Annotated in this window: 27 protein-coding genes; 26 read left to right on the top strand and 1 reads right to left on the bottom strand. The window is 58.6% G+C overall.

What is annotated here, in order from left to right; all coding sequences use genetic code 11:
• Positions 1-23 precede the first annotated feature (23 nt).
• The 24 genes from MOTHE_RS07465 (at position 24) to MOTHE_RS07355 (ending at position 20,407) form a co-directional block, all read left to right on the top strand.
• The gene (locus tag MOTHE_RS07465; RefSeq protein WP_011393051.1) at positions 24-1,427 is read left to right on the top strand and encodes a TldD/PmbA family protein; all 1,404 of its coding nucleotides are present in this window, start codon (positions 24-26) and stop codon (positions 1,425-1,427) included.
• A complete protein-coding gene (locus MOTHE_RS07460) occupies positions 1,427-2,779 on the top strand; it encodes a TldD/PmbA family protein (RefSeq protein WP_053094861.1) in 1,353 nt (450 codons plus the stop codon). Before MOTHE_RS07465 ends, MOTHE_RS07460 begins: the two co-directional genes overlap by 1 nt.
• A 64-nt stretch (positions 2,780-2,843) precedes the next feature.
• Positions 2,844-3,314: a type II 3-dehydroquinate dehydratase gene (gene aroQ, locus MOTHE_RS07455; protein WP_011393049.1), complete on the top strand. Its 471-nt coding sequence runs from the start codon at positions 2,844-2,846 to the stop codon at positions 3,312-3,314.
• 87 nt (positions 3,315-3,401) lie between these two features.
• Positions 3,402-4,481 (top strand): M24 family metallopeptidase, encoded by a 1,080-nt coding sequence (locus MOTHE_RS07450; protein WP_011393048.1) that lies wholly within the window; start codon positions 3,402-3,404, stop codon positions 4,479-4,481.
• 89 nt (positions 4,482-4,570) lie between these two features.
• A complete protein-coding gene (gene efp, locus MOTHE_RS07445; protein WP_011393047.1) occupies positions 4,571-5,128 on the top strand; it encodes an elongation factor P in 558 nt (185 codons plus the stop codon).
• A gap of 57 nt (positions 5,129-5,185) precedes the next feature.
• Positions 5,186-5,698, top strand: a complete 513-nt coding sequence (locus tag MOTHE_RS13680; protein WP_011393046.1) for a CD1247 N-terminal domain-containing protein — start codon at positions 5,186-5,188, stop codon at positions 5,696-5,698.
• A gap of 92 nt (positions 5,699-5,790) precedes the next feature.
• Positions 5,791-6,843, top strand: a complete 1,053-nt coding sequence (gene spoIIIAA / locus MOTHE_RS07435) for a stage III sporulation protein AA (RefSeq protein ID WP_011393045.1) — start codon at positions 5,791-5,793, stop codon at positions 6,841-6,843.
• Positions 6,840-7,358 (top strand): stage III sporulation protein AB, encoded by a 519-nt coding sequence (locus MOTHE_RS07430; RefSeq protein ID WP_011393044.1) that lies wholly within the window; start codon positions 6,840-6,842, stop codon positions 7,356-7,358. The genes spoIIIAA and MOTHE_RS07430 overlap by 4 nt, the downstream gene beginning before the upstream one ends.
• 26 nt (positions 7,359-7,384) lie before the next feature.
• Positions 7,385-7,591 carry a stage III sporulation protein AC gene (gene spoIIIAC, locus MOTHE_RS07425; RefSeq protein ID WP_011393043.1) on the top strand — a complete coding sequence of 69 codons (207 nt, stop codon included), beginning with the start codon at positions 7,385-7,387 and terminating at the stop codon, positions 7,589-7,591.
• A gap of 14 nt (positions 7,592-7,605) precedes the next feature.
• Positions 7,606-7,995, top strand: a complete 390-nt coding sequence (spoIIIAD, locus tag MOTHE_RS07420) for a stage III sporulation protein AD (protein WP_011393042.1) — start codon at positions 7,606-7,608, stop codon at positions 7,993-7,995.
• A gap of 66 nt (positions 7,996-8,061) precedes the next feature.
• Positions 8,062-9,267, top strand: a complete 1,206-nt coding sequence (gene spoIIIAE / locus MOTHE_RS07415) for a stage III sporulation protein AE (RefSeq protein WP_162490060.1) — start codon at positions 8,062-8,064, stop codon at positions 9,265-9,267.
• A 4-nt stretch (positions 9,268-9,271) separates the two neighbouring features.
• Positions 9,272-10,108, top strand: coding sequence for a stage III sporulation protein AF (locus MOTHE_RS07410; RefSeq protein WP_011393040.1), 837 nt, complete (start codon positions 9,272-9,274; stop codon positions 10,106-10,108).
• A 455-nt stretch (positions 10,109-10,563) separates the two neighbouring features.
• The gene (locus MOTHE_RS07405) at positions 10,564-11,178 is read left to right on the top strand and encodes a hypothetical protein (protein WP_025775090.1); all 615 of its coding nucleotides are present in this window, start codon (positions 10,564-10,566) and stop codon (positions 11,176-11,178) included.
• Between the two features lie 37 nt (positions 11,179-11,215).
• A complete protein-coding gene (locus tag MOTHE_RS07400) occupies positions 11,216-11,875 on the top strand; it encodes a SpoIIIAH-like family protein (RefSeq protein WP_011393038.1) in 660 nt (219 codons plus the stop codon).
• 107 nt (positions 11,876-11,982) lie between these two features.
• Positions 11,983-13,380 carry an amino acid permease gene (locus MOTHE_RS07395; RefSeq protein WP_053094860.1) on the top strand — a complete coding sequence of 466 codons (1,398 nt, stop codon included), beginning with the start codon at positions 11,983-11,985 and terminating at the stop codon, positions 13,378-13,380.
• Between the two features lie 270 nt (positions 13,381-13,650).
• Positions 13,651-13,941 carry a ribbon-helix-helix domain-containing protein gene (locus MOTHE_RS07390; protein WP_053094859.1) on the top strand — a complete coding sequence of 97 codons (291 nt, stop codon included), beginning with the start codon at positions 13,651-13,653 and terminating at the stop codon, positions 13,939-13,941.
• A complete protein-coding gene (locus MOTHE_RS12815) occupies positions 13,929-14,318 on the top strand; it encodes a type II toxin-antitoxin system VapC family toxin (RefSeq protein ID WP_080997185.1) in 390 nt (129 codons plus the stop codon). The genes MOTHE_RS07390 and MOTHE_RS12815 overlap by 13 nt, the downstream gene beginning before the upstream one ends.
• Before the next feature lie 141 nt (positions 14,319-14,459).
• Positions 14,460-16,370, top strand: coding sequence for an acetyl-CoA carboxylase biotin carboxyl carrier protein (gene accB, locus MOTHE_RS07385; protein ID WP_162490144.1), 1,911 nt, complete (start codon positions 14,460-14,462; stop codon positions 16,368-16,370).
• 26 nt (positions 16,371-16,396) lie between these two features.
• A complete protein-coding gene (accC, locus tag MOTHE_RS07380) occupies positions 16,397-17,743 on the top strand; it encodes an acetyl-CoA carboxylase biotin carboxylase subunit (RefSeq protein ID WP_053094858.1) in 1,347 nt (448 codons plus the stop codon).
• 60 nt (positions 17,744-17,803) lie between these two features.
• A complete protein-coding gene (locus tag MOTHE_RS07375) occupies positions 17,804-18,217 on the top strand; it encodes an Asp23/Gls24 family envelope stress response protein (RefSeq protein ID WP_011393032.1) in 414 nt (137 codons plus the stop codon).
• Between the two features lie 12 nt (positions 18,218-18,229).
• Positions 18,230-18,772: an alkaline shock response membrane anchor protein AmaP gene (gene amaP / locus MOTHE_RS07370; RefSeq protein WP_011393031.1), complete on the top strand. Its 543-nt coding sequence runs from the start codon at positions 18,230-18,232 to the stop codon at positions 18,770-18,772.
• Positions 18,773-18,783: 11 nt separating this feature from the next.
• The gene (locus tag MOTHE_RS07365; protein WP_053094857.1) at positions 18,784-19,011 is read left to right on the top strand and encodes a DUF2273 domain-containing protein; all 228 of its coding nucleotides are present in this window, start codon (positions 18,784-18,786) and stop codon (positions 19,009-19,011) included.
• Positions 19,012-19,023: 12 nt separating this feature from the next.
• On the top strand, positions 19,024-19,461 hold the full coding sequence (gene nusB / locus MOTHE_RS07360) for a transcription antitermination factor NusB (protein ID WP_011393030.1): 438 nt from the start codon (positions 19,024-19,026) through the stop codon (positions 19,459-19,461).
• Positions 19,442-20,407 carry a Kae1-like domain-containing protein gene (locus tag MOTHE_RS07355; protein WP_053094856.1) on the top strand — a complete coding sequence of 322 codons (966 nt, stop codon included), beginning with the start codon at positions 19,442-19,444 and terminating at the stop codon, positions 20,405-20,407. Before nusB ends, MOTHE_RS07355 begins: the two co-directional genes overlap by 20 nt.
• A gap of 22 nt (positions 20,408-20,429) precedes the next feature.
• Here MOTHE_RS07355 and MOTHE_RS07350 read toward each other — a convergent pair whose 3' ends face one another.
• Positions 20,430-21,644, bottom strand: coding sequence for an MFS transporter (locus MOTHE_RS07350; RefSeq protein WP_011393028.1), 1,215 nt, complete (start codon positions 21,642-21,644; stop codon positions 20,430-20,432).
• A 231-nt stretch (positions 21,645-21,875) separates the two neighbouring features.
• Here MOTHE_RS07350 and MOTHE_RS07345 point away from each other — a divergent pair, with 231 nt between their 5' ends.
• Together MOTHE_RS07345 and gltA are read left to right on the top strand one after the other, a co-directional pair.
• Positions 21,876-22,715, top strand: a complete 840-nt coding sequence (locus tag MOTHE_RS07345; protein ID WP_011393027.1) for a sulfide/dihydroorotate dehydrogenase-like FAD/NAD-binding protein — start codon at positions 21,876-21,878, stop codon at positions 22,713-22,715.
• Positions 22,706-24,097, top strand: coding sequence for an NADPH-dependent glutamate synthase (gltA, locus tag MOTHE_RS07340; protein WP_011393026.1), 1,392 nt, complete (start codon positions 22,706-22,708; stop codon positions 24,095-24,097). Before MOTHE_RS07345 ends, gltA begins: the two co-directional genes overlap by 10 nt.
• Positions 24,098-24,118: the final 21 nt, after the last annotated feature.

The following is a 24,118-nucleotide window of genomic DNA, read 5'->3' as shown; positions in this document are numbered from 1 at the left end:
AAGTTAATAGAAGGGGTGGATCAATGCTTTTACCAGAAACAGATCTCAAAGCCATCCTCCAGGCAGCCCTGCAGCAGGGAGGCGATTTTGCCGAAATTTTCCTGGAACGCCGCCGGACTACCAGTATCGGCTGCGAAGAAAATAAAATCGAGCGGGTGACATCCGGCTTTGACCAGGGAGCGGGCATCCGTGTCATCGCCGGGGAGAATACCGCCTACGGCTACAGTAATGACCTGAGCCGCGAGAGCCTTATCGAAACTGCCATCCTGGTGGGTAAAGCTGTGCAGAGCCAGCCACGGCCACGGGAGATTAACTTTACCCGGCCCAAGTCCCGGGTAAAGTTCACCATAAAAAAACGGCCCGACCAGGTGGCGGTAGAAGAAAAGGTGAACCTGGTACGCAGGGCCAATGACGCCGCCCGGGCCGTCGATAAACGCATTGCCCAGGTCACGGTTGGTTACGGCGACGTTATTCAGGAAGTAACCATTGCCAACAGCGACGGGACCCTGGTGGATGATGAGCGGGTCCGCTGTCGCCTGGTCGTCAACGCCGTGGCCACCGACGGTAAACATATCCAGACGGGCTACGAATCAGCCGGGGGCCACCAGGGCTGGGAGCTTTTTGAGACCGTGAATCCTGAAGAAATGGCCCGGCTGGCGGCCCGGCGGGCGGTGATGATGCTGGAGGCCCGACCGGCCCCGGCCGGAAAGATGCCGGTAGTCATGGCCGGTGAGGCCGGCGGTACCATGATTCACGAGGCCTGCGGTCACGGCCTGGAGGCCGACCTGGTCCAGAAGCAGCTTTCCGTCTACGCCGGTAAAAAAGGGCAAAAGGTGGCCGCCGATATCGTCACGGTTATCGACGACGCTACCATTCCGGGGAAATACGGCTCCTACTCCTTTGACGATGAGGGCAACCCCGGGCAAAAGACGGTCCTGATTGAAAACGGTGTCCTCAAAGAGTACATGTACGATTATCTCACCGCCCGTAAAGAGGGTCGGCGCTCCACCGGCAACGGCCGCCGCGAGTCCTACCAGGACCGGCCCATTCCCAGGATGACCAATACTTATATTGCTCCTGGCAAGGATGATGCCGCGGCAATCCTCAGGGACACTAAATACGGCTTGCTGGTCAAACGTATGGGCGGTGGGCAGGTCAATACCACCAACGGTGATTTTGTTTTTGACGTTGCTGAGGGTTACCTGATCCAGGATGGCCAGATCGGCCCGGCCGTCAGGGGTGCGACCCTCACCGGCAACGGTCCCGAGGTTTTACGAATCATTGACCGGGTGGCCGGCGATCTGGGCTTCAGCCTGGGCATCTGCGGCAAAGACGGCCAGGGTGTTCCGGTCGGGGACGCGCAGCCAACCATCAGGATCCCCGAGCTGGTAGTTGGCGGTATCCTGGATGAGGGGGATAAAGAATAATGGATTACCAGGAACTAGAGAAAAAATACCTGGACCTGGCCGGTCAGGTGGTCGAGAAAGCGGCCAAACGAGGAGTCCTGGCAGAAGCCTACCTTACTGCCGGGGAAGAACTGAGCATTGAGGTCCGGGACCAGCAGGTCGAGGCCCTGACCACAGCCCGGGATCAGGGCCTGGGCTTAAGGGTTATCCGGGACCACCGGGTAGGTTTCGCCTTTACCACCGACTTCAGCCCGGCGGCCCTCGACGCCTGCATCGAACAGGCCCTGGCCAACGCCCGGATGGCCACTCCTGATGAGCACAACTGCCTGCCGGCCCGCTATCCCGGTTATCCGGCCCTGGACCTCTGGGATCCCGAGATTACCGCTACGCCCCTGGAGAAAAAGATTGAGTTAGCCAAAGAGATTGAGCGCCAGGCCAGGGCCTATGACCCGCGGGTCAAGATAACGGAAAGTTGTTCCTATAATGACTCCCGCTACCTGGTGGCCCTGGCGAACTCCCAGGGAATAACGGCAGCCTATCACGCTGCCAACTGTGGCGCCAGCACCTTTGTGGTGGCAGTAGAAAATGGAGAAAGCCAGACCGGCTTCGGCCTGGCCTACGGGTTGAAGTTCAAAAACATCGACCCTGCCAAGGTGGGCCGGGAGGGGGCCAGCAAGGCCGTACGCATGCTGGGGGCCAAAAGGGTCAATACCCAGCGGGCAGCGGTTGTCTTTGACCCTTACGTGGCCACCAACTTCCTGGGCGTCATCGCCCCGGCCCTGGCCGCCGATGCCGTCCAGAAGGGCAAATCCCTCTTCCGCGGCCGGGTCGGCCAGCAGGTAGCCGCGCCGGTGATTAACCTCATCGACGACGGTTGCCGGCCGGACGGCATTGCCTCCAGCCCCTTTGACGGGGAAGGGGTGCCCACGGAACATACCGTCCTGATTGAAAAGGGCGTTTTGCGGTGCTTCCTCCATAATACCTACACCGCCGCCCGGGACGGGGTGAGATCCACCGGTAACGGTGCCCGGGGTTCCTTCAAGACCACGCCTGAAGTCGGCACCACCAATTTCTATATCGAGGCCGGATCGCGCTCGCCGGAAGAAATCATCAAGGAGATTCCAAAGGGTCTCTACGTCACTGAGGTCATGGGCATGCACATGGCCAACCCCATTTCCGGGGATTTCTCCGTCGGCGCCACCGGTATCTGGATCGAAAAGGGCGAGTTGACCACGCCGGTGCGGGGGGTGGCCATTGCCGGAAACATCATTGGCCTCCTGGAGGCCATTGACGCCGTGGCCAACGACCTGACCTTTTTCGGTGCCACCGGCGCCCCCACCATCCGGATCGCCAGCATGACCATCAGCGGCTAAAGGAAAAAGTAATTTATAAAGCAGGACCTACCTAAACGAGCAATATTATGGTAAAATAGCAGCCATGAAGATTCTAGTTATAAACGGGCCCAACCTGAACCTCTTAGGTAACCGGGAACCGGAGACCTATGGCCGGACCACCCTGGCGACCATCGAGGCGGAACTGCGGCGGCAGGCCAGCCAGGCCGGGGTGGAAATCGAGTTCTTCCAGTCCAACCATGAGGGAGCCCTCATCGACTGCTTACACGCCGCCCGGGGCCGGGTGGATGCCGCGGTCATTAACCCCGGGGCCCTGGGTCATTACAGTATCGCCCTGCGGGACGCCCTTGCGGCGGTAGATTACCCGGCAGTGGAGGTCCACCTGTCCAACATCTACCGCCGGGAAGAGTTCCGCCACCACACGGTGACGGCAGCAGTAGTGGCCGGCCAGATCAGTGGCTTCGGTCCATTAAGCTATCGTCTAGGGCTGGAAGCAGCCATCGAACTGGCCCGCCGGCGCCGGGAAGCCCCTCCTGACGGTGGGTCTAATGGCTAAGCCAGCGCCCGTAGGGAAGAACCTGCCTCATCCTGGAGGTAATGACACCCACTTTTGGTAGAACCTTATTGCCGGAGGAGGAGTTTATTGTCCAGCAGATTAACCCGGCTGCGGGAGCTCATGGAGCGGGAAGGGATTACCGCCCTCTGGGTGCACCAGGACGAAAACCGCCGCTACTTAAGCGGTTTTACCGGCGACAGCGGCACCCTACTCATTACCCCCACAGCCCAGTACCTGTTAACCGACGGCCGCTTTACAGAGCAGGCCCGGGAAGAAGCGCCGGACTTTCAAATCATCGACCTGGGCCCGCATCCATGGGAGCAACTGGGCCAGACCCTGGCCGCCGCCGGCATAGAGAAACTCTTTTTTGAAGCCGAGCACTTGACCTATGCCACCTACGAAGAATTCCTAGAGAAAGCCAGGGACTGGCCGCGGCCCGTCAGCCTGGCGCCGGTGAAGGGCCTGGTAGCCAGGCTGCGCCAGGTGAAAGACGCGGAGGAAATCGCCGTCCTGGAAAAGGCCATTGCCATAGCTGACGCCGGCTACAACCACCTATTAAGTATCCTGCGTCCCGGCCTTACCGAGCGGGATATAGCCCTGGAACTGGAGTATTTTATGGGTAAGCAGGGTTCCAGGGGGCCGTCCTTTACCACCATTATCGCCAGTGGGCCCCGGTCGGCCCTGCCCCACGGGGTGGCCTCGGACCGGGTCCTGCAACCGGGAGACATGATAGTCATGGATTTTGGCGCCGTTTATGGCGGCTACCATTCCGACCTGACGCGGACGGTGGCCCTGGCCCCGGTGACAGCCGAATGGCGGCGCCTCTATGATATTGTCCTGGAGGCCCAGCAACAGGCCATAGCCGCCCTTCGCCCCGGGATTCAAGGCAGAGAAGCTGATGCCGTGGCGCGGGAGGCTATTGCCGCTGCCGGATATGGCGATTATTTCAGCCACGGCCTGGGACATGGAGTCGGCCTGGCCATCCACGAAGACCCCACCCTCTCAAGCCGGAGCGAGGTCAAACTGGCTCCGGGGATGGTAGTCACGGTGGAACCGGGTGTTTACCTCCCGGGACGGGGGGGCATCCGCATCGAGGATGTTGTTCTCATCCAGGAGGGAGGCGCTCGGGTCCTCTCCCGCGCCCCCAAAGAGTTTATTGAGCTGTGAGGGCCGGTAGCCTGCATGGCGGCGGTTCGACAATAGCGAAAAGGGAAAAGCGGGGGCAAGGAGATATTTTTTTGTAGGAGGTATTGTGTTTGATTTCCACCAACGATTTCCGGACTGGTCTTACCATTGAAGTTGACGGCGACGTCTACACGGTGGTCGAGTTTATGCACGTTAAACCCGGCAAGGGGTCGGCCTTCGTCCGCACCAAATTGAAAAACCGGCGCACCGGAGCCGTCATCGAACGTACCTTCCGCGCCGGGGAAAAGGTCAACCGGGCCCATGTCGAACGGCGGGAGATGCAGTACCTTTATAACGACGGCGATAACTACTACTTTATGGACACCGAGACCTTTGAGCAGTTATCCCTGCGGAAAGAGCAACTGGAAGACGCTATTAAGTACCTGAAGGATAACATGAACATCTTCGTCCTTACTTACAACGGGGAGACCATTGGCATCGAACTGCCAAACTCTGTGGAGCTGAAGGTCGTGGAAACGGAGCCTGGCATCAAGGGCGATACGGCCACTGGCGGTACCAAGAACGCCGTCCTGGAAACCGGGGCCGTCATCCAGGTACCCCTCTTTATCGAAACGGGAGATGTCGTGCGCATCGACACCCGTACCGGCGAGTATATCGAGCGGGCTTAGTTTAAGGCCGGCCAGGGCTGGCAATAATAAAAGGGTGGAAGGAAAGGAGTGGCCAGGATGAAAGACCTGCGGAAACAGGTAGCTTACCTCCAGGGGTTGATGGCGGGGATGGATCTCGATCCCCAGAGCAAGGAAACCCGCCTCCTGCGGGAGGTAGTGGAGGTCATGGAAAAAATGGCTGACGCCATCCACGACCTGCACGAAGACTACGAGGAACTGGAAGAGTACCTGGAGAGCATTGACGAGGACCTCTACGACCTGGAAGACGAGATCTACGACAAAGACGAAGACGAAGATGAAGACGAGGATGAGGATGAAGAAGACGAAGACTTCGACGATGATGACGACGAGGACGACTATATTGAAGTAGAGTGCCCCAAGTGCCATGAAATCGTCTGTTTTGACGCCGACATCCTGGATGACGAAGACGTGGTCGAGGTTACCTGTCCCAATTGTGAAACAGTGGTCTTCGTCAACGAAGCCGGGGAAGAAGGTTCTCCGGCAGGCGATGGAAAGGGAAAGAAAACTCCTGCCGCGGAAGATTCCAGTAAAGATACCGACGATATCTAATTCCGGCCAGCAGTATGGAGCCCCTGCGGGGGCTCTTTTTTTTGCATAAAATTGGCAGGTCCTTAATAAGGATAATGTCAGGAGGGAATAGGATGGCTACCGTACACCTGGTACAGGTTGAAACCGCCAATCAGCCTCCTGGACAGGCACCCCGCCGGGATGGAGACCCCCTGGCAGGGATCGAGGAGTTGCTACCGCCGAATATCAAGGCCGCTGTGGAAAGTCTTCCCGCCGGAATTAGGGATAATCTGGAAGAGATTCGCCTGCGCCGGGAGCGTCCCCTTCAGGTTCGCTGGAGCGGCGGCGAAGGCTGGGTCGCAGCCAGCGGCGGCCTGGCCGCCGGCCCGGATGGCGCTTATAAAGTAACTGCTGCCGATCTGGGGCGGACCATTGAGGCCCTGACCAGGAGTTCCCTTTACGCCCTGGAAGAGGAGCTGCGTTCCGGTTATATCACCATCAGCGGCGGCCACCGGGTAGGCCTGGTAGGGGAGGCGGTTGTACTCCAGGGGGAAATCCGCACCTTGAAAAACTTTGCCGGACTCAACCTGCGCCTGGCGAGGGATATCCCCGGTTGCGCCAGGAGCCTCATTCCTTACCTTCTGGAGGGAGGGCGCCCCCTGCATACCCTGATCCTCTCACCGCCGCGGTGCGGCAAGACAACCCTCCTGCGGGATCTCATCCGCCTCCTAAGTACCGGCGTACCAGAGCTTAAGTTTTCCGGTGTCAATGTGGGTGTGGTGGACGAGCGGTCGGAAATTGCCGGCTGCTGGCTGGGGGTACCGCAGCTCGAGGTAGGCCCGCGGACGGATGTCCTGGACCGCTGCCCCAAAGCGGCAGGGATGCTCATGCTCCTGCGGTCTATGGGACCGGAAGTCATTGCCACCGACGAGATCGGCCGGCCGGAGGAACTGGCGGCCCTGCAGGATGTTCTCCACGCCGGCGTCACCATGCTGGCCAGCGTCCACGCCGGTAGCCTGGAAGAGCTGCAACACCGCCCGGGCTGGGGCCCCCTGCTTAAGCAGGGCTTCTGGCAGCGCCTGGTGCTCCTGGGGCGCACCCTGGGTCCGGGAACTATTGAAGGCGTTTTTTCCGGGGATCACCGTACCCTGAAGCGGGGTCCCTGGCGGGGGGAGGCCCGACCGTGATCAAGCTTCTGGGTGGGGTATTGATAATTACGACCTGTGGCTCCTTGGGGTTAATGGTCGCCCGGGGGTACAGGGCACGGATCGAACAGCTGCGCCACCTGAATGCCGGCCTGAAAATGCTGGAGACGGAGATCAGGTATACCGCGACCCCCCTGCCCCTGGCCCTGATCCGGGTCGGCAACCAGCTACCCGGAGCAATCGCCCATTTTTTTCACACTGTCGCCGGGGTTTTAAAGGCCGATGCCGCCGCGGGGGCCCTGGCAGCCTGGGAGAGGGGCCTGGAAGATTTGCGGGCCAGGGGCGCCCTGGAAGCCGACGACCTGGAGATCCTCAGGGCCCTGGGGCCCATGCTCGGCAGGTCCGGGGTTAACGACCAGGTAAAAAACCTGGAAATGACCCGCCAGCTCCTGGGGCAACAGCAACTGGCAGCCCTGGAGATCAATAACCGCCAGGGCCGGATGTGGCAGACCCTGGGGTTTCTCTTGGGCGTTACCCTGGTTCTCTTGCTGTACTAAATAAAGAAGGGGAAGGTGGGGTCAAGATGCTGAGCCTGGACGTTACCCTGATCTTTAAGCTAGCGGCCCTGGCCATCATCATTACCATTTTTTATACCTTTCTGAAACAGGCCGGCAGGGACGAGTACGCCTATATGACGGTATTGGCCGGCCTGGCCATAGCCCTTCTCTGGGTTATACCCCTGATTCTTGAGCTTTTCGAGGCCGTGCGGGCTGTCTTCCAGCTGTATTAAAGGGGTGCCGGGGTATGGAAATCTTCCAGATCGCCGGCCTTGCCCTTACGGCGACCATGATTATCGTCCTGGTGCGCCAGTCCCGGGGCAATGAGGCGGCCCTCCTGATCAGCCTGGTGGTCGGGGCCACCATCTTTCTCCTTCTCCTGGATCGGATTGGTACCGTTATCCAGGTACTGGCCGACCTCTCCCAGCGGGCGGGTATTAACCAGTTTTATCTGAATACCATCTTAAAGATTATTGGCATTGCCTATGTAGCCGAGTTTGGCAGCCAGGTCTGCCGGGACGCCGGGGAGAACGCCATTGCCAGCAAGGTGGAACTGGCCGCCAAGGTTTTAATCATGGTCCTGGCCATTCCCATTATCGTCGCCATCCTGGAGAGCATTATTCGCCTCCTGCCATAAAGCATAGAGATTGCAGCTGTGAGGTGGTGATTGCATGGTGGGGTAACTGCCGGGCCCAAGTTGCGGTTGATTATAATAATCTTTTTCCTCTGCGGCGTGTACACCCTGGCAGCGCCGGCGGCCCTGGCCTATTACCCGCCTCCGGCTTCCGGGACGGAGGCTGCTGCCGCCATGACCCTGGACGAACACCTGAAACGCCAGCTGGCCAAATTGAACCTGGGGGGGATTGATACCTACCTGAATCAGCTGGACCGGGAAGTGGGCCAGTATCTGCCGAGCTTTAGCTTGCAGGAGATCCTGGCCAACCTGCGCCAGGGTAAAATGCCCCTGGACCCGGGGGCGGCCGCCCGGGGATTGTTACAGTACCTTTTCCATGAAATCCTGGCCAGCGGTGCCCTCCTGGGGCAACTTATCATCCTGGCTGTAGCCTGCGCCGTGTTGCAGAACTTGCAATCGGCATTTAGCGAGGGCAGCACCGGCACCCTGGCCCGGGGAGTGGCCTTCCTGGCCTTGATCACCCTGGCCCTGGCCTCCTTTACCATAGCCGTACGTACCGGGGGCGAGGCCATTGACAATATGGTTTCCTTTTTCCAGTCCCTCCTGCCGGCCCTGATTACCCTGCTGGCAGCTACCGGGGGCATTACCACTTCCACCCTGTTACAACCGGTTTTAATCTACGCCGTGACTATTATCGGCACCTTGATGCATAATGTCCTCTTTCCCCTTTTATACCTGACGGCGGTGCTGACGGTTGTCAGCCAGATTGCCGACCGCTTCCAGGTGGCCAAACTGGCGGGACTCCTTAAACAGGTGACCATGCTGGGGCTGGGGGCCATGATGACCGTCTTCACGGGTGTTCTCTCTATTTATGGCGTGGCCGGTTCGGTGGCCGACGGGGTGGGACTGCGGACCATCCAGTTTGCCACCGATGCCTTGTTGCCCGTCGTGGGGGGGATGCTCTCCGATGCCGTGGAAACCATCGCCGGGACGACCCTGCTCTTAAAGAGCGCCGTCAGCCTGGTGGGCGTAGCCATTATCTTTTTCCTGGCGGCCTTCCCCATGCTCAAGATCCTCTCCCTGCTGGTGGTTTATAAAGTGGCGGCGGCCGTTGTCCAGCCCTTCGGCGAGGAAAAACTGGCCGAAGCCCTGGACGGCATCGGCGGTGCCCTGACCCTGGTCTTCGCTTGCGTGGCCGTGACTGGCTTGATTTTCTTTATGGCCATTGCCGTTATTGTTGTCCTGGGTAATCTGACGGTGGCCTTAAGGGGGTAGGCGGTTGCTAGCTAAAATTGGCGTCATTGTCCGCCAGGTGGCCCTTATCGCCCTTCTGGCCGCCTTCCTGGAAATGCTGCTGCCGGAGAAAAAGATGACTCGCTACGTGCGCCTGGTCCTGGGGCTCTTTGTAGTGGTAGCTATTTTGAGCCCCCTGGTGGAAGGGGTGCGCCCCGGCCTGGACCTGGACGTGGCGGCCTGGGACCTACGCCTGGATCCGGTGACGGCAACGCCGGTGGAGCAGGGGCGGGAGCTGGCGGCCGCCAACGAGGAGGCGGCCCTGGAGGTCTACCGGGATCGCCTGGCCGGCCAGATCCGCGCCCTGGTTGCCTTGATACCTGGCATCCGCACGGTCGATGTGCTGGTGCGGGTGGCCGGGGAACAGGGCTACCGGGGGGCCATCCAGCAGGTAGTCATTACCGTCACCCTGGCGGAAACGGGGAAGACAGGGACGGGAAAGGAGGGAGGGAGCGGACCACAGGTCCGGGTTGACCGTATAGAAGTAAAGCCGGGGGCGGCGGACGAGAATACGTCCTCCCTGGCGACTGGCCAGCCGACAGCAGGCTCCGGGAACCCGCCCCGTGAGCAGCCGGATGGGAAAGCAGGGACCGGCACCCTACCTGTTAAACCGGAAGCGACCGGCCAACAGCAAACACCGGCCGGTGGGCCGGGCCGGGCTAACCAGGAGACCACGGAGGCAGGTAGCCCTCCCGGGGCGAACGGTGCTACCAGTACCGTAGTCCAGCAGGTGAAAACCCGCATCCGGGATATGGTCTGCCATTTCTACGGCCTGGAACCCGGCCAGGTGGAAGTGACGGTGCTAACCCCCGCCGGGAGCTAGCAGCCCTGTATTTTCGGAGGAGTCCCTCATGGGGGCTGGCGCCCTCGCCACGAACAATGAAAATGTAGGCTTAAGGCAAGGGGCTGGCGGGTACAGGCGGAGGGCGACTTTGGTTTGAGGCGTTAGCAAACTCAGCGAAGCCGAAGTGAGGCGGCGGTGAACGGGATGGGGATCGTAACGTAGCTTCAGGAATGAAGAGTTGCACTCCTCGTAACGATTAGGTCAAGAGAATTAGTAAGCCACCCCCGCCGCCGAGCGAGGCTGAGCGCCAAGTTTGCTCGCCGAGAACCACCGGAGCCCGCAGACTGTACCCGCCAGCCCACTAGAAGCTGGAGCACAACTCAACCAGCAATCGCCATTTTTGCCAAAATCCTATTTTCGGAGGAGCCCGTCATGGAACCCGCCCGGCGGGGTAAAGGTATGATAATCAATCCCGGGAGAAGGAGGTGATGGGGATGGAGCGGGACAAATGGCGCTTCCTGCCCCAGAAGCCGCCCTGGTACCTGTGGTTGGCAACGGGTGCCATTATCCTTGGCAGCATTCTTATGAGCGTAGGTAAAATCAACGGGACCGGCCAGCCACAAGCCGGCCAGCAAGCAGCCTCGCAGGCCCGGCCGAATGATCAGGACCGGGCGGCAACTGAGCTCATGGCAACTGCCAGGGAAATGGCAGACCAGCTCCAGGAGACCCTGGCAAAAATAGCCGGAGCCGGCCGGGTGACAGTCACCGTTTCCCTGCAATCCAGCCCCAAAAAGGAGTTCGCCACCAATACTAAAACAACCAAACACAGTGTGGAAGAGAAGGATCAGGGCGGTGGTACCAGGGTGACCACCGACAGCAATGAAGACGCCACCCTGGTCATGGCCCGCAACGGCCAGGGGAGTGGCGGTGAAGCCCCGGTGGTCAGCAGGGAATCCAAACCGGAGGTCCAGGGGGTGGTGGTAGTGGCCGAAGGAGCCGGTGACGCCCTGGTAAGGCTGCGACTGAGCCAGGCTGTAGAGACCCTCTGGGGTCTGGCGCCCCACCAGGTCCAGGTATTACCGATGGAACCAGGCGGGAACCCCAAATAAATTTATCAAACTTAACCTGTTAATGGGAGGGAGAAGAGTGATCAACATAGGTGATAAAGGTCGGGTAATAATTGCCCTGCTCTTAACCTTTGGCGTCCTGGCCTATCTGGTCCAGGGGGATCGGAAGGGAAGCCAGCAGGCCGGCAGCGAGCCTCCTCCGGAATGGCCGGTCCAGCAGCTCAATCAACAGGCCGGCCAGCAGGGGAGCCAGCCGGCGGGCCAGTCAAGTGCCAGTAATGCCACTACCAGCGAGGCCACTAAAGTTACAGCACCTGACGGAGACCAGGCAGTTTCCGGCCCCAAAGCCGAAGATATTCTCCAGGGTGCCAGCGCTAAAGCCAGCGGTGGAACTGCCTTCTTTATTGAATACCGCCTGGAGAGGGACCGCCAGCGCAGCCAGCAGATAGCCCTGCTCAAACAAATCATCGACAACCCCAACTCCGGAGGTGAGGGTAAGCAGGAAGCCCAGAAGCGACTGGTGGAACTGACCCAGCAGATGGACTTGGAGATGCAGCTGGAGAAATTGATTGTTGCCAAGGGCTATAAAGATGCAGCCGTCTTTATCCAGCCCAACGCCGTCAATGTCATTGTCATGGCCGATAAGTTCGGTGACGAGGACGCCAATAAAATCGGCGACCTGGTTTCCCGCTCTACAGGCCGCCCCCGGGAGCAGATAACCATGATTAATAAAAAGTAAGGGCAGGGAAAAAACTAGACCTGGGGCCTGAGCCTTCAGGTCCTGTTTTTAACTTCCCCGCTTTCTGAGAACGGTATTTATAAAATACTACTACTGGGGGAATTTATTTGACAGGCGGTAAAGGCGAAGAACGCCGGAAAAACCTGAGTGCCTTTAGCTTGATCTTCCTTGGCCTCGGTTTAACTATAGGCAGCAGCTTTTTCCTGGCTTCCGGGATGGCCATCCGGGCCGCCGGGCCGGCAGTCATCCTGGGGTATATTTTTAGCGGCTTCGTATTTTACCTGGTACTGGTATCCCTGGGTCACCTGGCCCTGAAATACAGACAGAGGGAATCCGTACGCGGTTATGTGGAAGAAGCCCTCGGGCCCACGGGAGCCTTTATAACCGGCTGGAATCTATGGCTAACCAGCCTGGTGGGCATGGTGAGCGAGGCCGTGGCTATGGCCATTTACACCCGTTTCTGGTTTCCCTGGCTGCCAATCTGGATCCTGGTCATGGCTTATGGTTTTCTGGTGGCGGGGATCAACTATTTTGGCGTTGACATCGTAGATAAATTTGAAGGCGGGCTGACGGTTATCAAGGCGGGGAGCGTCCTGGCCTTCACCGGCGTGATGCTGTATATAGTCCTTGCTAGAAGGATCGCGGTGGCGGCGACCGGTTTACTGCCATTCTTTCCCAACGGCTTAAGGGGTTTAAGCCAGGCCATTGTCGTCACTACCTTTGCCTATGGCGCCGGGGCCCTGGCCGCGGCCGTGGGCGATACTCGAAACCCGCGCCGGGCCGTACCTCTGGCGACTGCCGGAATGGCCCTGGCCCAGGCCCTTTTTTTCCTGCTGCCGGTTACCGCCCTGGTGGCTGTTACGCCCTGGTTTCTGATCAGCAGCCAGTCCAGCCCCTTTGTAACCGGTCTGGAACACGCCGGTATCCGCCTTGGCGGCTCAGTGCTAAACGCCATTGTCCTGGTCGCCTCCTCTTCGGTTTTGTTGGGGTCAATGTTTACGGCCGTAACTATGCTGGCTTCCCTGGCCCGGGACAGGGAAGCCCCGGCGTTCTTGATTGCCGGCGAAGGAGAAAAGCCGGTAAAGGCCCTCGTAGTGACGGCGGGGGTGATGCTCCTGGTATCCTTGCTGGCTATCTTCTTACCCCGCCATATCTACCAGTATGCCGTAACGGCTACCGGTTACTTCAGCTTTGTTAACTGGGGGGCCATCCTGGCAGCCCGCCTGTACCTCTCCCTGCCGATCAAAAATGAAGGCCGCCTGGATACGAAAGGGTTAGTCGTTGCAGGGGCAGGGCTGGCCGGCCTGACAGCCATATCCCTTTTAGGATTGACCATGCCGGAGCAGAGGTTCTCCCTGCTGGTAATGGTCGCCAGCACCCTGATTCTGCTGGGTATAGGTATTTTGGTGAAGAGGGAGAAGCTGGCCCCGGAGGCAGGTAACAGGGAGGAAGCAGCCGGCTGGCTGGAGCGACTCCTGGGTGGCCCCGGGCGCAACCCGGTTTAGGAATTGAACTTCCATGTATTAAATCTTGCTTTATGATACTATCGTCCATAAAACGGAGAGGGTACGGCGATGGTATGGAGAGGGTTTGGGGTACCACTTTAAGTTATACTTAAAAGGACGCTTTTCACCCTTTGTTACTTCGCCTAAATAGAACAGCCCTGCTGGCAATACTCCTGCAGGGCTTTTGTCTATGGTTCGGTTCAATAATACATATTGCTTCCCGGAATAATATAAGATATAATCATAATATGATATATGGGAGTGAGATACATGGCTGAGAACACAAAAATGATCCATATTAGAATGCCTGTTTCTCTTGTTAAAGAATTGGATGATCTGATTAAAAAATCGTCTCGTCCTGGGTCCCGTTCCAGGTTTATTGTCGAGGCTGTTGCGAGCAGGCTAAAAAAGGAACATTATCTTAAGGCCGTAAAAGGCCTGGCTGGTATGCTGACCGAAGAAGAAGTTCCCCACTGGAAAGATGACGAGGCCATCAATAAATGGCTAGCCGATAACCGGAAGGTTGACAGAAAGGCGCTTGAAGATAAATGGCAGATGTAACCTATTTGCTTGATACGACGGTTTTTATCGATGTTTCCAGAGGGAATAAGGCTGTAATTGATTGGCTAATATCATGGGCGGATGAACCAGGGGTTTTAGCCACCTCAACTGTGGTAGTAGCTGAGTATTTTTCAAGTCTCCCAATCGACAAACGAAATCAGGCCAAAGACTACTTATTGGCCTTTAACGTTTTACCAGTTACCTTCGAAGATGCGGTGCATGCCGGGGAAATTCGCTGGGATTATGCCAGAAAGGGTATTACTCTTGCTCTGGCTGATGCCCTTCATGGAGCTATCGCTGTAAGGAGAGGGCTCACCGTTGTAACTTCAAATCCGGCCCATTTTCCTTTTGTATCTACTTTTAATCCACGGAAGTGAACTCAAATTTAGAAGTTTGCTTGAAAAACCGGCGCACGGTATTGCAGCTTAAAGCACAAATATATTGTATACTTGTTCTCGGGGTATTGAATGATGGGATTGCTATTTATATAATAGGGCATGGCGGTTGCAGAGCCAGCCATGGGGAATGTCGCCCTGGCTTTAGCCAGGGTTTTTCTTTACGGGGGAGGAGCAGTTTTGAGCCAGTTGAAGATTACAGACACCACCTTGCGCGATGGCCACCAGAGCCTTTGGGCCACCAGGATGACTACGGCCGATATGCTGCCCATTATCGAAAAGATCGATAGTGTCGGGTACCACTCCCTGGAGGTCTGGGGTGGGGCCACCTTCGATGTCTGCATGCGCTTCCTGGATGAGGATCCCTGGGAGCGCCTCCGTACCTTGAAAAAATATGCCCGGCGGACGCCCCTGCAGATGCTTCTCCGGGCCCAGTCCCTGGTGGGCTACCAGCTGTACCCGGACGATGTAGTACGGGCCTTTATCGCCAGGGCCGCGGCCAACGGCATTGATATTATCCGCATTTTCGACGCCCTGAACGACCTGCGCAACATGGAAGTCCCGGTGGAAGCCGCCAAAAAGGAAGGTGTCCACGTCCAGGGAACGGTGGTCTATACCATCAGCCCGGTGCATACCACCGAGCACTACCTGAAAACAGCCCTGGAACTGGAGAGTATGGGGGTCGATTCCATTTGCATTAAAGATATGGCCGGCCTCCTGGCTCCCTTTGAAGCCTATAAACTGGTCAAGCTCTTTAAAGAAAAACTCCACGTCCCCGTTCAGCTCCATAGCCATTACATCGGCGGTCTGGCGGTTGGGGCCTACCTGGAAGCGGCCCGGGCCGGGGTGGATGTCGTCGACACAGCCTCTGTTCCCCTGGCCTTCGGCGCCTCCCAGCCGCCGGTGGAGACGGTGGTCCGGGCCCTGGAGGGAACGCCCTATGACACCGGCCTGGATCTCAACCTCCTCTTTGAAATCGCCCGCTATTTCGACGACCTGCGCCGGGAACTGGGTTACGAGCGCGGCGTCACCCGGATTACCGATATGTGGGTTTTCCAGCACCAGGTCCCCGGGGGCATGATCTCCAACCTGGTCAGCCAGTTAAAGGAACAAAAGGCCGCCGACCGGATCAACGAGGTCCTGGCCGAGATACCCCGGGTACGGGCCGACCTGGGTTACCCGCCCCTGGTCACGCCCACCAGCCAGATTGTCGGTACCCAGGCGGTTTTAAACGTCCTCCTGGGCGAACGTTACAAGATGGTACCCGGCGAGGTGAAGAATTACGTCCGGGGCCTGTACGGCCGGCCGCCGGCACCCATTTCCGAGGAGATCCGGCGCCTGATAATCGGCGATGAAGAGCCCATCCAGGGGCGACCGGCCGACATCCTGGAGCCCCGCCTGGAGGAAGCGCGGCGGGAGATCGGCGATCTGGCCCGTAATGAGGACGACGTGGTTGCCTACGCCATGTTTCCCCAGATTGCCCGGAAATTCTTTGAGAAGCGCCAGCAGGGCCAGCTCCGGCCGGGCCGGCAGTCTTTACCATCCAGGGGCCAGGATAAGGCAGAGGCAGGAGGTACAGCAAAGATGGATCTCAAGGATATCACCCAGCTCATTAAAGCCCTGGAAGAGACGGGGATTACCGAACTGAACCTGGAGAGCGAAGGGGTAAAGGTCATGATCCGCCGCGGTAGCGGCCAGGGGGCGGCGGAGATCCCCGCACCGGAGATAAAAACTGCTGCAGAGGTACTGGCCACAGACGGCGGCGCTCAGGAAACACCTGTCCCGGCCGGAGATATCATTGAAGTCCGGGCGCCCATGGTGGGTACCTTTTACCGGGCTCCCTCTCCCGACGCGCCCCCTTTTGTCGAGGTGGGGACCAGGGTTAAGGCAGGACAAACCCTGTGCATAATAGAGGCGATGAAGCTAATGAACGAGCTCACGGCTGAAACCGGCGGCCAGGTGGTGGCCATCCTGGCCGAAAACGGCCAGCCGGTGGAATACGGCCAGGTCTTGTTCCAGATCAAGAAGGATTAAAGTCTGCACAACTCTGGAGGCTAGCGATGTTTAGAAGGGTTTTAGTTGCCAACCGCGGCGAGATTGCCGTACGGATTATCCGGGCCTGCCGGGAACTGGATATTGAAACGGTGGCCGTTTATTCAGAGGCTGACCGGGATTCCCTGCATACCCGCCTGGCCGATAAGGCCGTCTGTATCGGGCCGGCCCCGGCTAACCGCAGCTACCTGCATATTCCCAGCATCATTACCGCCGCCAGGATGAGCGGAGCCGACGCCATTCACCCCGGTTACGGTTTCCTGGCGGAGAATCCCTACTTCGCCGAGATGTGCGAAACGTCGGGGATTACCTTCATCGGCCCCTCGCCTCGTTCCATGCAGCTTATGGGGGATAAGGCCACGGCCCGGGCAACCATGATCGCCGCCGGGGTGCCGGTAGTCCCCGGCTCCGAGGGTGTAATCAAAGACCTGGACGCCGCCCTGGCGGTAGCCAAAGAGATAGGATACCCGGTGTTGATTAAAGCTGCGGCCGGCGGTGGCGGCCGGGGGATCCGCGTCGCCCAGGGGCCCAGGGAGCTACGCCAGGCCGTTTTTACCGCCCAGCGGGAAGCCGAGGCCGCCTTTGGAAACTCCCAGGTTTACCTGGAGAAATATATTGAAAAACCGCGCCATATAGAGTTTCAAATAATCGGCGACAGGGAAGGAAATATCATCCACCTTGGGGAGCGCGACTGCTCCTTGCAGCGGCGCAACCAGAAAATCCTGGAGGAGGCTCCTTCAGGAGCCCTTACCCCCGAACTGCGCCAGGAAATGGGCGCCCTGGCCCTGAAGGCCGCCAGGGCCGCCAATTACTACAGCACCGGCACGGTAGAGTTTTTACTGGATAAATACGGCCATTACTATTTTATAGAAATGAATACCCGCATCCAGGTGGAACACCCGGTTACCGAGGCCGTCACCGGCATCGACCTGGTTCAGGAACAGATTAAAATTGCCGCCGGCGAGCCGCTGCGCCTGGCCCAGGAGGATGTCCAGATCCGTGGCCATGCCCTGGAGTGCCGGATCAATGCCGAGGACCCAGCCCATAACTTCCGGCCGGCCCCGGGCCGTATTGAACGCTATCACGCGCCAGGGGGATTCGGCATCCGGGTGGAGAGCGCTGTTTACAGCGGTTACACCATCCCGCCCTTTTATGACTCCTTGATTGCCAAGGTTATTGCCTGGGCCCCGGACAGGGAAGCAGCCATCAACCGCATGAGCGGGGCTTTGAAAGAAATGGTGATTGAAGGGGTGCCTACTACCATTCCCTTTCACCAGCAGATTATGGCCAATGCCTTTTTCCGGCGCGGGGAGATCTACACCAACTTCATCCAGCGCCGCTTAATGGCCGGTTAAGATTTACAGGCTGGCAGTTGAGGTCGCTGCCAGCCTTTGGTATAATAAAAGGACGAATAAATGGAGGTGGGCAGGGTGGATCAAATCCTGGAACAAGAGGCCAAAACTGACCTAGGCACCATTAAGATCGCCAATGAGGTGGTGGCTATCATCGCCGGCCTGGCGGCCACGGAGATTGAAGGTGTAGCCGGCATGAGCGGCGGTATTGCCGGGGGCATTACCGAACTCCTGGGCCGGAAGAACCTGGCCAAGGGCGTCAAAGTCGAGGTTGGCGAAAAGGAAGCTGCCGTAGACCTGTACATAGTAGTCAATTTCGGCGTCCGCATTCCCGATGTGGCCATCAAGGTCCAGGAGAATGTGAAAAAGGCCATCGAAGGAATGACCGGTCTCCAGGTCGTCGAGGTCAACGTCCACGTCCAGGGTGTTGTCTTCCCCCAGGAGACCAGGGATGAAGAAACCAGCCGGGTACGCTAGGGGGGAGGGACATTGTCGGTACTTGACCGGGCCCTGCTGGCCCTTTTTGCTTTAATAACCGCCATCCTGGCCGGAATCTTCCTGGCGGTAATTGCCGGTTGGAGTGTTCCCCTGGATCTTTTTGAGCTTAGCCTCTTAAACAACGATTACCGCCTGCTGGCAGGGGTCGTCGCCCTTATCTTTTTCCTGCTGGCCATGCGTTTTCTCCTGGGCAGTCTGCGCCTGGCACAGGCTGGCGAAGGGAGGGCGGTTATTAAAGCCGCCGACCTGGGCCTGGTGAGTATCTCCCTGCCGGCCCTGGAGCACCTGGTTACCAGGGCGGCCCGCCAGGTAAAGGGCGTACGGGAGATTCGTCCCCGGCTGAACTATGGGCCTGAAGGGCTGGCCATCAGGTTAAACATCACCGTTAACCCCGACCGCAACCTGCCGGAAATGGCCGCGGAGCTCCAGGAGAAAGTCCGGGAGTATGTAATTGCCACTGCCGGCCTGGAGGTACCGGAGGTCCAGGTACGCATTAATGGTATCTTCCAGGAAGGCCAGCGCCGGGTGGAATAGGGGAGAGAGGCATGGAAGAATTCGTCGCCTGGTTGGGCTACCTGTGGCGAGAGCACCGGGGGAAGGTATTGGGAGTTGTGCTGGGCCTTCTCTTTGGTCTTTTAACAGCCATCTGGGGCTTCGGCAAGGCCCTTTTTATCGGCATTTGTGCGACCCTGGGTTACTTGGTGGGACGCCGCCTTGATGAGGGCCAGGGGTGGCAAGAACTATGGAAACGCTTTTTTGGCGATCGCTGGTAAGGGGGATGGCATTTGCTTAGACGGGCAGCAAGGGCCAAGGCCTTGCAGGCTCTCTTTGCCATTGACGTTGGAGGTACCAGCCCGGATATGGCCCTGGAACAGGTACTGGAGGAAGGGGAACTACCACCCAGGGCTATGACCTTCACCAGGGAACTGGTAGAGGGAACAATGGCCAAGCGCGATGCGATCGATGCGATTATCCGTAAATACGCCGTGGGCTGGCGGTTGGAACGCTTGGCGGCGGTAGATCGCAATATTCTGCGGATGGCATTGTACGAGATGCAGTACCACCGGGAGACACCGGTCCGTGTGGTCATCAATGAGGCCATCGAACTGGCCAAAAACTTTAATAACGAAGAAGCTGGCCGCTTCGTCAACGGTCTCCTGGATAACGCCCGCAAGGATCTGGGGCTGAGTGAGGAAATAGAAAATGGCTATTCTGGGGATTGACACCAGCGCCTATACCTGTTCGGCGGCCGCCATCAGCCAGGATGGCGAACTATTGGCAGCCCACCGTCGCCTTTTGCCGGTACCTCCGGGTGAAAGGGGCCTGCAGCAGGCTACGGCGGTTTTTCATCACGTCCAGATCCTGCCGGAGGTCCTGTCAGAAGTTTTTGCCGCCGTCCCGGCGGCCAGGATCAGGAGAGTGGTTGCCTCTGTCAAACCGCGGCCGGTAGAAGGCTCTTATATGCCGGTCTTTACCGTGGCTGCCGGGCAGGGTCGCATCCTGGCGGCCGCTTTAGGCGTACCCTTTCGGGCCACCACCCACCAGGAAGGCCATATACAGGCCGGCTTGTGGTCGTCAGGCTGGCAGCCGTCGGACTCCTTTCTGGCGGTCCATCTCTCGGGCGGTACCTCGGAAGTACTCCTGGTGAGCCGGAAACCGGGGGGCTTTACCATTGAGAAGCTGGGAGGTACCCTGGACCTTCATGCCGGCCAGCTAGTTGACCGCGCCGGGGTCCTGATGGGGCTCGAGTTTCCGGCTGGCCCCGCCCTGGAGCGCCTGGCCCGGGAAGCGGGCCCGGAAATGGAAAAGGTCCACCTGACCTCGGCCGTGAGGGGCTATAACTTCAGCTTTTCCGGCCCGGCCAGCCAGGCGGAGCGGCTCCTCGCGGCCGGGGCACCTCCGGCCGCCGTGGCCAGGGCGGTGGAACAGTGTATTGCCAATACCCTGGAGCGGGTGCTGCGGCCGGCAGTAGAGGCTACCGGCCTGCGGGATATCTTAATTGTCGGCGGGGTAGCGGCCAACAACTACCTGCGGCAGCGCCTGCGCCACCGCCTGGAACATCCGGCAGTAGCGGCGCGCCTGCATTTTGCCGCCCCGGAACACAGCTCCGACAACGCTATCGGCGTAGCCCTCCTGGGACTGGAGGTAGACCCCCGGGAAAAAGGATAGGTTGCAGGGGAAAAACCGGGCTTCAAGCCCGGCTATTTTTTTCTTCCGGCACTGGTTCAACTCTGACTTGCCGGGCGGACGGTTGCTGGCGCAGGTCCGGGATGAAGAAAGCCAGAGCGGCGCCAATGGCCGGGATAACGGCCATGATCTGGATGGTGAAGGGTACCCCGTGGGCGTCGGCAATACCCCCCAGGAGGAAGGTCCCCAGGCCGCCGGTGCCGATGGCAAATCCCATCATCAGGCCCGAGGCCATACCGACGTGTTCGGGGAGAATATTCTGGGCCAGGACAATGGCCGGGGCAAAGGTTGAAACCAGGGCAAAACCGCTCAGGGCGAGCAGGATGGCCACCCAGGCTCCCTGGACATAGGGGAAAGTCACCACCATGGGGATGAGGACCAGCATCGAGCCAATTATCATCCTCTTTGCGCCCCAGTAGTCGGCCAGCCGCCCACCCACCAGGGTGCCCACCGCCCCGGCAATGAGGAAAATAGACAGCATGCTGCTGGCGAAGTGTTCATTCCCGTGGAGGAAATTCAGGTAATAGAAGGGGATGTAATAGGTAAGGCCGCTCTGGAGCCAGGAACGCATGATGACCACCAGCACCAGCAGGGTAATGGCTACCAGGGGGGCCTGGCTTGTTTTTGCCCGGGGGTTACCGGCGGGGGCTGCTTGATGGCCCCCGGCCATGGCCCGGCCCAGGGCAGGCAGGGTATGGCTGAGCAGGGCTACAGTAACAGATGTAGGAATAAGGATTATCCAGGAGGCCCGGAGCCCGCCATGGCTGAGGATAAAGGTGGCAATGAGGGGTCCCAGGCCAAAGCCCACGTTGCCGCCGACGGAAAAAATAGACATGGAACTGGCCTGCATAGGCCCGCTGATGTAGTGGGCCGATTTAGAGGCCTCCGGGTGATAGGCGGCAACTCCCAGGCCGCTGATAAAGACGGCTGCTACCAAGAGGTAGTAATTGGCGGCATAGCCCGCGGCCACCATCCCCAGCCCAGCCACCAGGCAACCTGCAGGGAGCAGCCAGCGCAGCTGGTGCCGGTCCGACCAGTAGCCGAAGAGTGGTTGGATTACCGAAGAACTGATATTAGAAAGGAAGACTACCAGGCCTGCAGCTGCATAGCTCAGGCCATACTGATCTTTATAGACGGAAAGGAAGATGGGCAGGAGGCCCTGGTTGATATCGGTAACCATATGCCCCAGGCTTAAAAGATAGAGAATTCGTTTCCTCAAAGCTATACCCCCAATCTCTTCATATATTAATACCGGTATGATTGGCGGTCAAGGACCATTTACGCTGGAGGAGATGGGCGAAAGGAGTATTGTGAATTCATGCACATGATTTGGGACAGTTAGCAGGAATAAAGATTTTTGCGTCGAACTCATAATTTATGAAAAGGTTTTTTTGTGATAGAATAACATCTGTTAGGCCTTAACATCATAAGCAAGGGGGTAGGGCTGTTAGTGTACCGCATTGTCCGCAAAGAGGTCATGTCGCCGGTTATCAAGCTGCTGGAGATTGAGGCCCCGGAAGTAGCTGCCAAGGCTCAACCGGGCCAGTTTATCATTCTCCGCCTGGATGAAGAGGGAGAGCGCATTCCCTTGACCATTGCCGACTTTGACCGTACCCGGGGCACCATCACGACCATTTTCCAGGAAGTTGGTTATACCACCCGGCGCCTGGGTTGCCTGGAGACGGGGGATAGCCTGGCCGATTTTGTTGGCCCCCTGGGACTACCCTCGGAGATTGAGAATTACGGTCGCGTGGTCTGCGTGGGCGGCGGCGTGGGTGTAGCCCCGGTTTATCCTATAGCCAGGGCTTTAAAGGAAGCCGGTAATGAAGTGATATCCATTATCGGCGCCCGGACCAAAGACTTGCTACTGTTGGAAGACGAGATGCGGGCTGTATCCAGTGAACTTTTGGTTGCTACCGATGACGGTAGCTACGGTCACCATGGTTTCGTCACTGACCTGTTAAAGCAGGTCCTGGAGGAAAGGGGCAAGGTAGCACGGGTCTGGGGTATCGGCCCGGTGGTCATGATGCGGGCGGTGGCCGAAACCACCCGGCCCTTTGGCGTCAAAACTATTGTCAGTATGAACCCCATCATGGTTGATGGTACCGGCATGTGTGGTGCCTGCCGGGTAAGCGTTGGCGGGGAGACCAAGTTTGCCTGCGTCGACGGGCCGGAATTTGACGGCCATGAGATTGACTGGCAACTGGCTTTACGACGGATGAACATGTACCGGGAAGAAGAGCAGGAAATTATTAAAGCCCATGAGGGAGGTGGCTGCGGATGCCATTAATCCCTAAGAAGACCCCTATGCCTTCCCAGGAACCCAGGGAGCGGATTCATAACTTCAACGAAGTAGCGCAGGGTTATACCCGGGAAATGGCCCTGGCTGAGGCTCAGCGTTGCCTTCAGTGCAAAAAGGCCCCCTGCCGCCAGGGTTGCCCGGTAGAAGTAGATATACCGGCCTTTATCGCCCGCTTGAAGGAGCAGGACTTTGACGGCGCCATTGCCAAGATCAAAGAAAAGAATAACCTGCCGGCCATCTGCGGCCGGGTTTGCCCCCAGGAAAACCAGTGTGAAAAATTCTGCACCCTCGGCAAAAAACACGAGCCAGTGGCCATCGGTCGCCTGGAGCGCTTCCTGGCCGATTACCAGCTGGCCAAAGGCGAGACGGCCAGTAGCGAAAAGGCGCCACCCAGCGGTTACAAAGTGGCGGTCATCGGTTCCGGGCCGGCCGGCCTGACGGCTGCTGCCGACCTGGCCAGGATGGGACATCAGGTAACAGTCTTTGAGGCCCTCCATGTACCCGGGGGCGTGCTCATGTACGGTATTCCCGAGTTCCGGTTGCCGAAAAGGATTGTTCAACAGGAGATAGATACTATTCGCCGTCTTGGGGTGGAGATCCGGACCAATGCCGTGGTAGGCAAGCTGACTACGGTGGACGAGTTGCTGGAGAACGGTTACGACGCCGTCTTCATCGGTACGGGGGCCGGGTTGCCCCACTTTATGGGGATTCCCGGGGAGAACCTCCTGGGCGTTTACTCGGCCAATGAGTTTTTGACCCGGACCAACCTGATGAAGGCCTACCTATTCCCCCGGTATGCTACTCCCATCAAGGTCGGGAAACGGGTGGCCGTCATCGGCGCCGGCAATGTAGCCATGGATGCCGCCCGTACAGCTTTGCGCCTGGGAGCCGAGGAATCCTATATCGTTTACCGCCGTTCGGCAGCGGAGATGCCAGCCCGCAAGGAAGAAGTCGAGCACGCCGAGGAAGAAGGCGTCCAGTTCCGCCTCCTAACCAGTCCTGTGCGTATCCACGGCAACGACCAGGGCGTAGTTACAGGCATGACCTGCCAGCGCTTCGAACTGGGCGAACCCGATGCCTCCGGCCGGCGACGTCCGGTGCCCATTCCCGGTTCTGAGTACGACATGGCGGTCGATACCGTCGTCATCGCCATCGGCCAGGGACCTAATCCCTTGGTCCTGCGGACAACTCCGGGCCTGAAGCTCACAAGCAAGGGAACCATTGCCGCCGACGAGGCAACCGGTGCCACTTCCCGTAAGGGCGTTTTTGCCGGCGGTGACATCGTCACCGGGGCGGCTACCGTCATCCTGGCCATGGGAGCCGGTAAAGCGGCCGCCCGGGCCATTGACGCCTATCTACGGGAAAAATAATATATAAAGGAGGGTATTTTT

The organism is Moorella thermoacetica, from assembly GCF_001267405.1.
Lineage (GTDB): Bacteria > Bacillota > DSM-521 > Neomoorellales > Neomoorellaceae > Neomoorella > Neomoorella thermoacetica.
This window is presented reverse-complemented; position numbering and strand designations above follow the sequence as displayed.

Excerpts from the sequence above, each read along its gene's own strand:
- MOTHE_RS07465 (WP_011393051.1), top strand. The coding sequence starts at position 24 with ATGCTTTTACCAGAAACAGATCTCAAAGCCATCCTCCAGGCAGCCCTG.
- MOTHE_RS07460 (WP_053094861.1), top strand. The coding sequence starts at position 1,427 with ATGGATTACCAGGAACTAGAGAAAAAATACCTGGACCTGGCCGGTCAG.
- aroQ (WP_011393049.1), top strand. The coding sequence starts at position 2,844 with ATGAAGATTCTAGTTATAAACGGGCCCAACCTGAACCTCTTAGGTAAC.
- MOTHE_RS13680 (WP_011393046.1), top strand. The coding sequence starts at position 5,186 with ATGAAAGACCTGCGGAAACAGGTAGCTTACCTCCAGGGGTTGATGGCG.
- spoIIIAA (WP_011393045.1), top strand. The coding sequence starts at position 5,791 with ATGGCTACCGTACACCTGGTACAGGTTGAAACCGCCAATCAGCCTCCT.
- spoIIIAC (WP_011393043.1), top strand. The coding sequence starts at position 7,385 with ATGCTGAGCCTGGACGTTACCCTGATCTTTAAGCTAGCGGCCCTGGCC.
- spoIIIAD (WP_011393042.1), top strand. The coding sequence starts at position 7,606 with ATGGAAATCTTCCAGATCGCCGGCCTTGCCCTTACGGCGACCATGATT.
- MOTHE_RS07405 (WP_025775090.1), top strand. The coding sequence starts at position 10,564 with ATGGAGCGGGACAAATGGCGCTTCCTGCCCCAGAAGCCGCCCTGGTAC.
- MOTHE_RS07390 (WP_053094859.1), top strand. The coding sequence starts at position 13,651 with ATGGCTGAGAACACAAAAATGATCCATATTAGAATGCCTGTTTCTCTT.
- MOTHE_RS12815 (WP_080997185.1), top strand. The coding sequence starts at position 13,929 with ATGGCAGATGTAACCTATTTGCTTGATACGACGGTTTTTATCGATGTT.
- accB (WP_162490144.1), top strand. The coding sequence starts at position 14,460 with ATGGGGAATGTCGCCCTGGCTTTAGCCAGGGTTTTTCTTTACGGGGGA.
- accC (WP_053094858.1), top strand. The coding sequence starts at position 16,397 with ATGTTTAGAAGGGTTTTAGTTGCCAACCGCGGCGAGATTGCCGTACGG.
- MOTHE_RS07375 (WP_011393032.1), top strand. The coding sequence starts at position 17,804 with ATGGAGGTGGGCAGGGTGGATCAAATCCTGGAACAAGAGGCCAAAACT.
- MOTHE_RS07365 (WP_053094857.1), top strand. The coding sequence starts at position 18,784 with ATGGAAGAATTCGTCGCCTGGTTGGGCTACCTGTGGCGAGAGCACCGG.
- MOTHE_RS07355 (WP_053094856.1), top strand. The coding sequence starts at position 19,442 with ATGGCTATTCTGGGGATTGACACCAGCGCCTATACCTGTTCGGCGGCC.
- gltA (WP_011393026.1), top strand. The coding sequence starts at position 22,706 with ATGCCATTAATCCCTAAGAAGACCCCTATGCCTTCCCAGGAACCCAGG.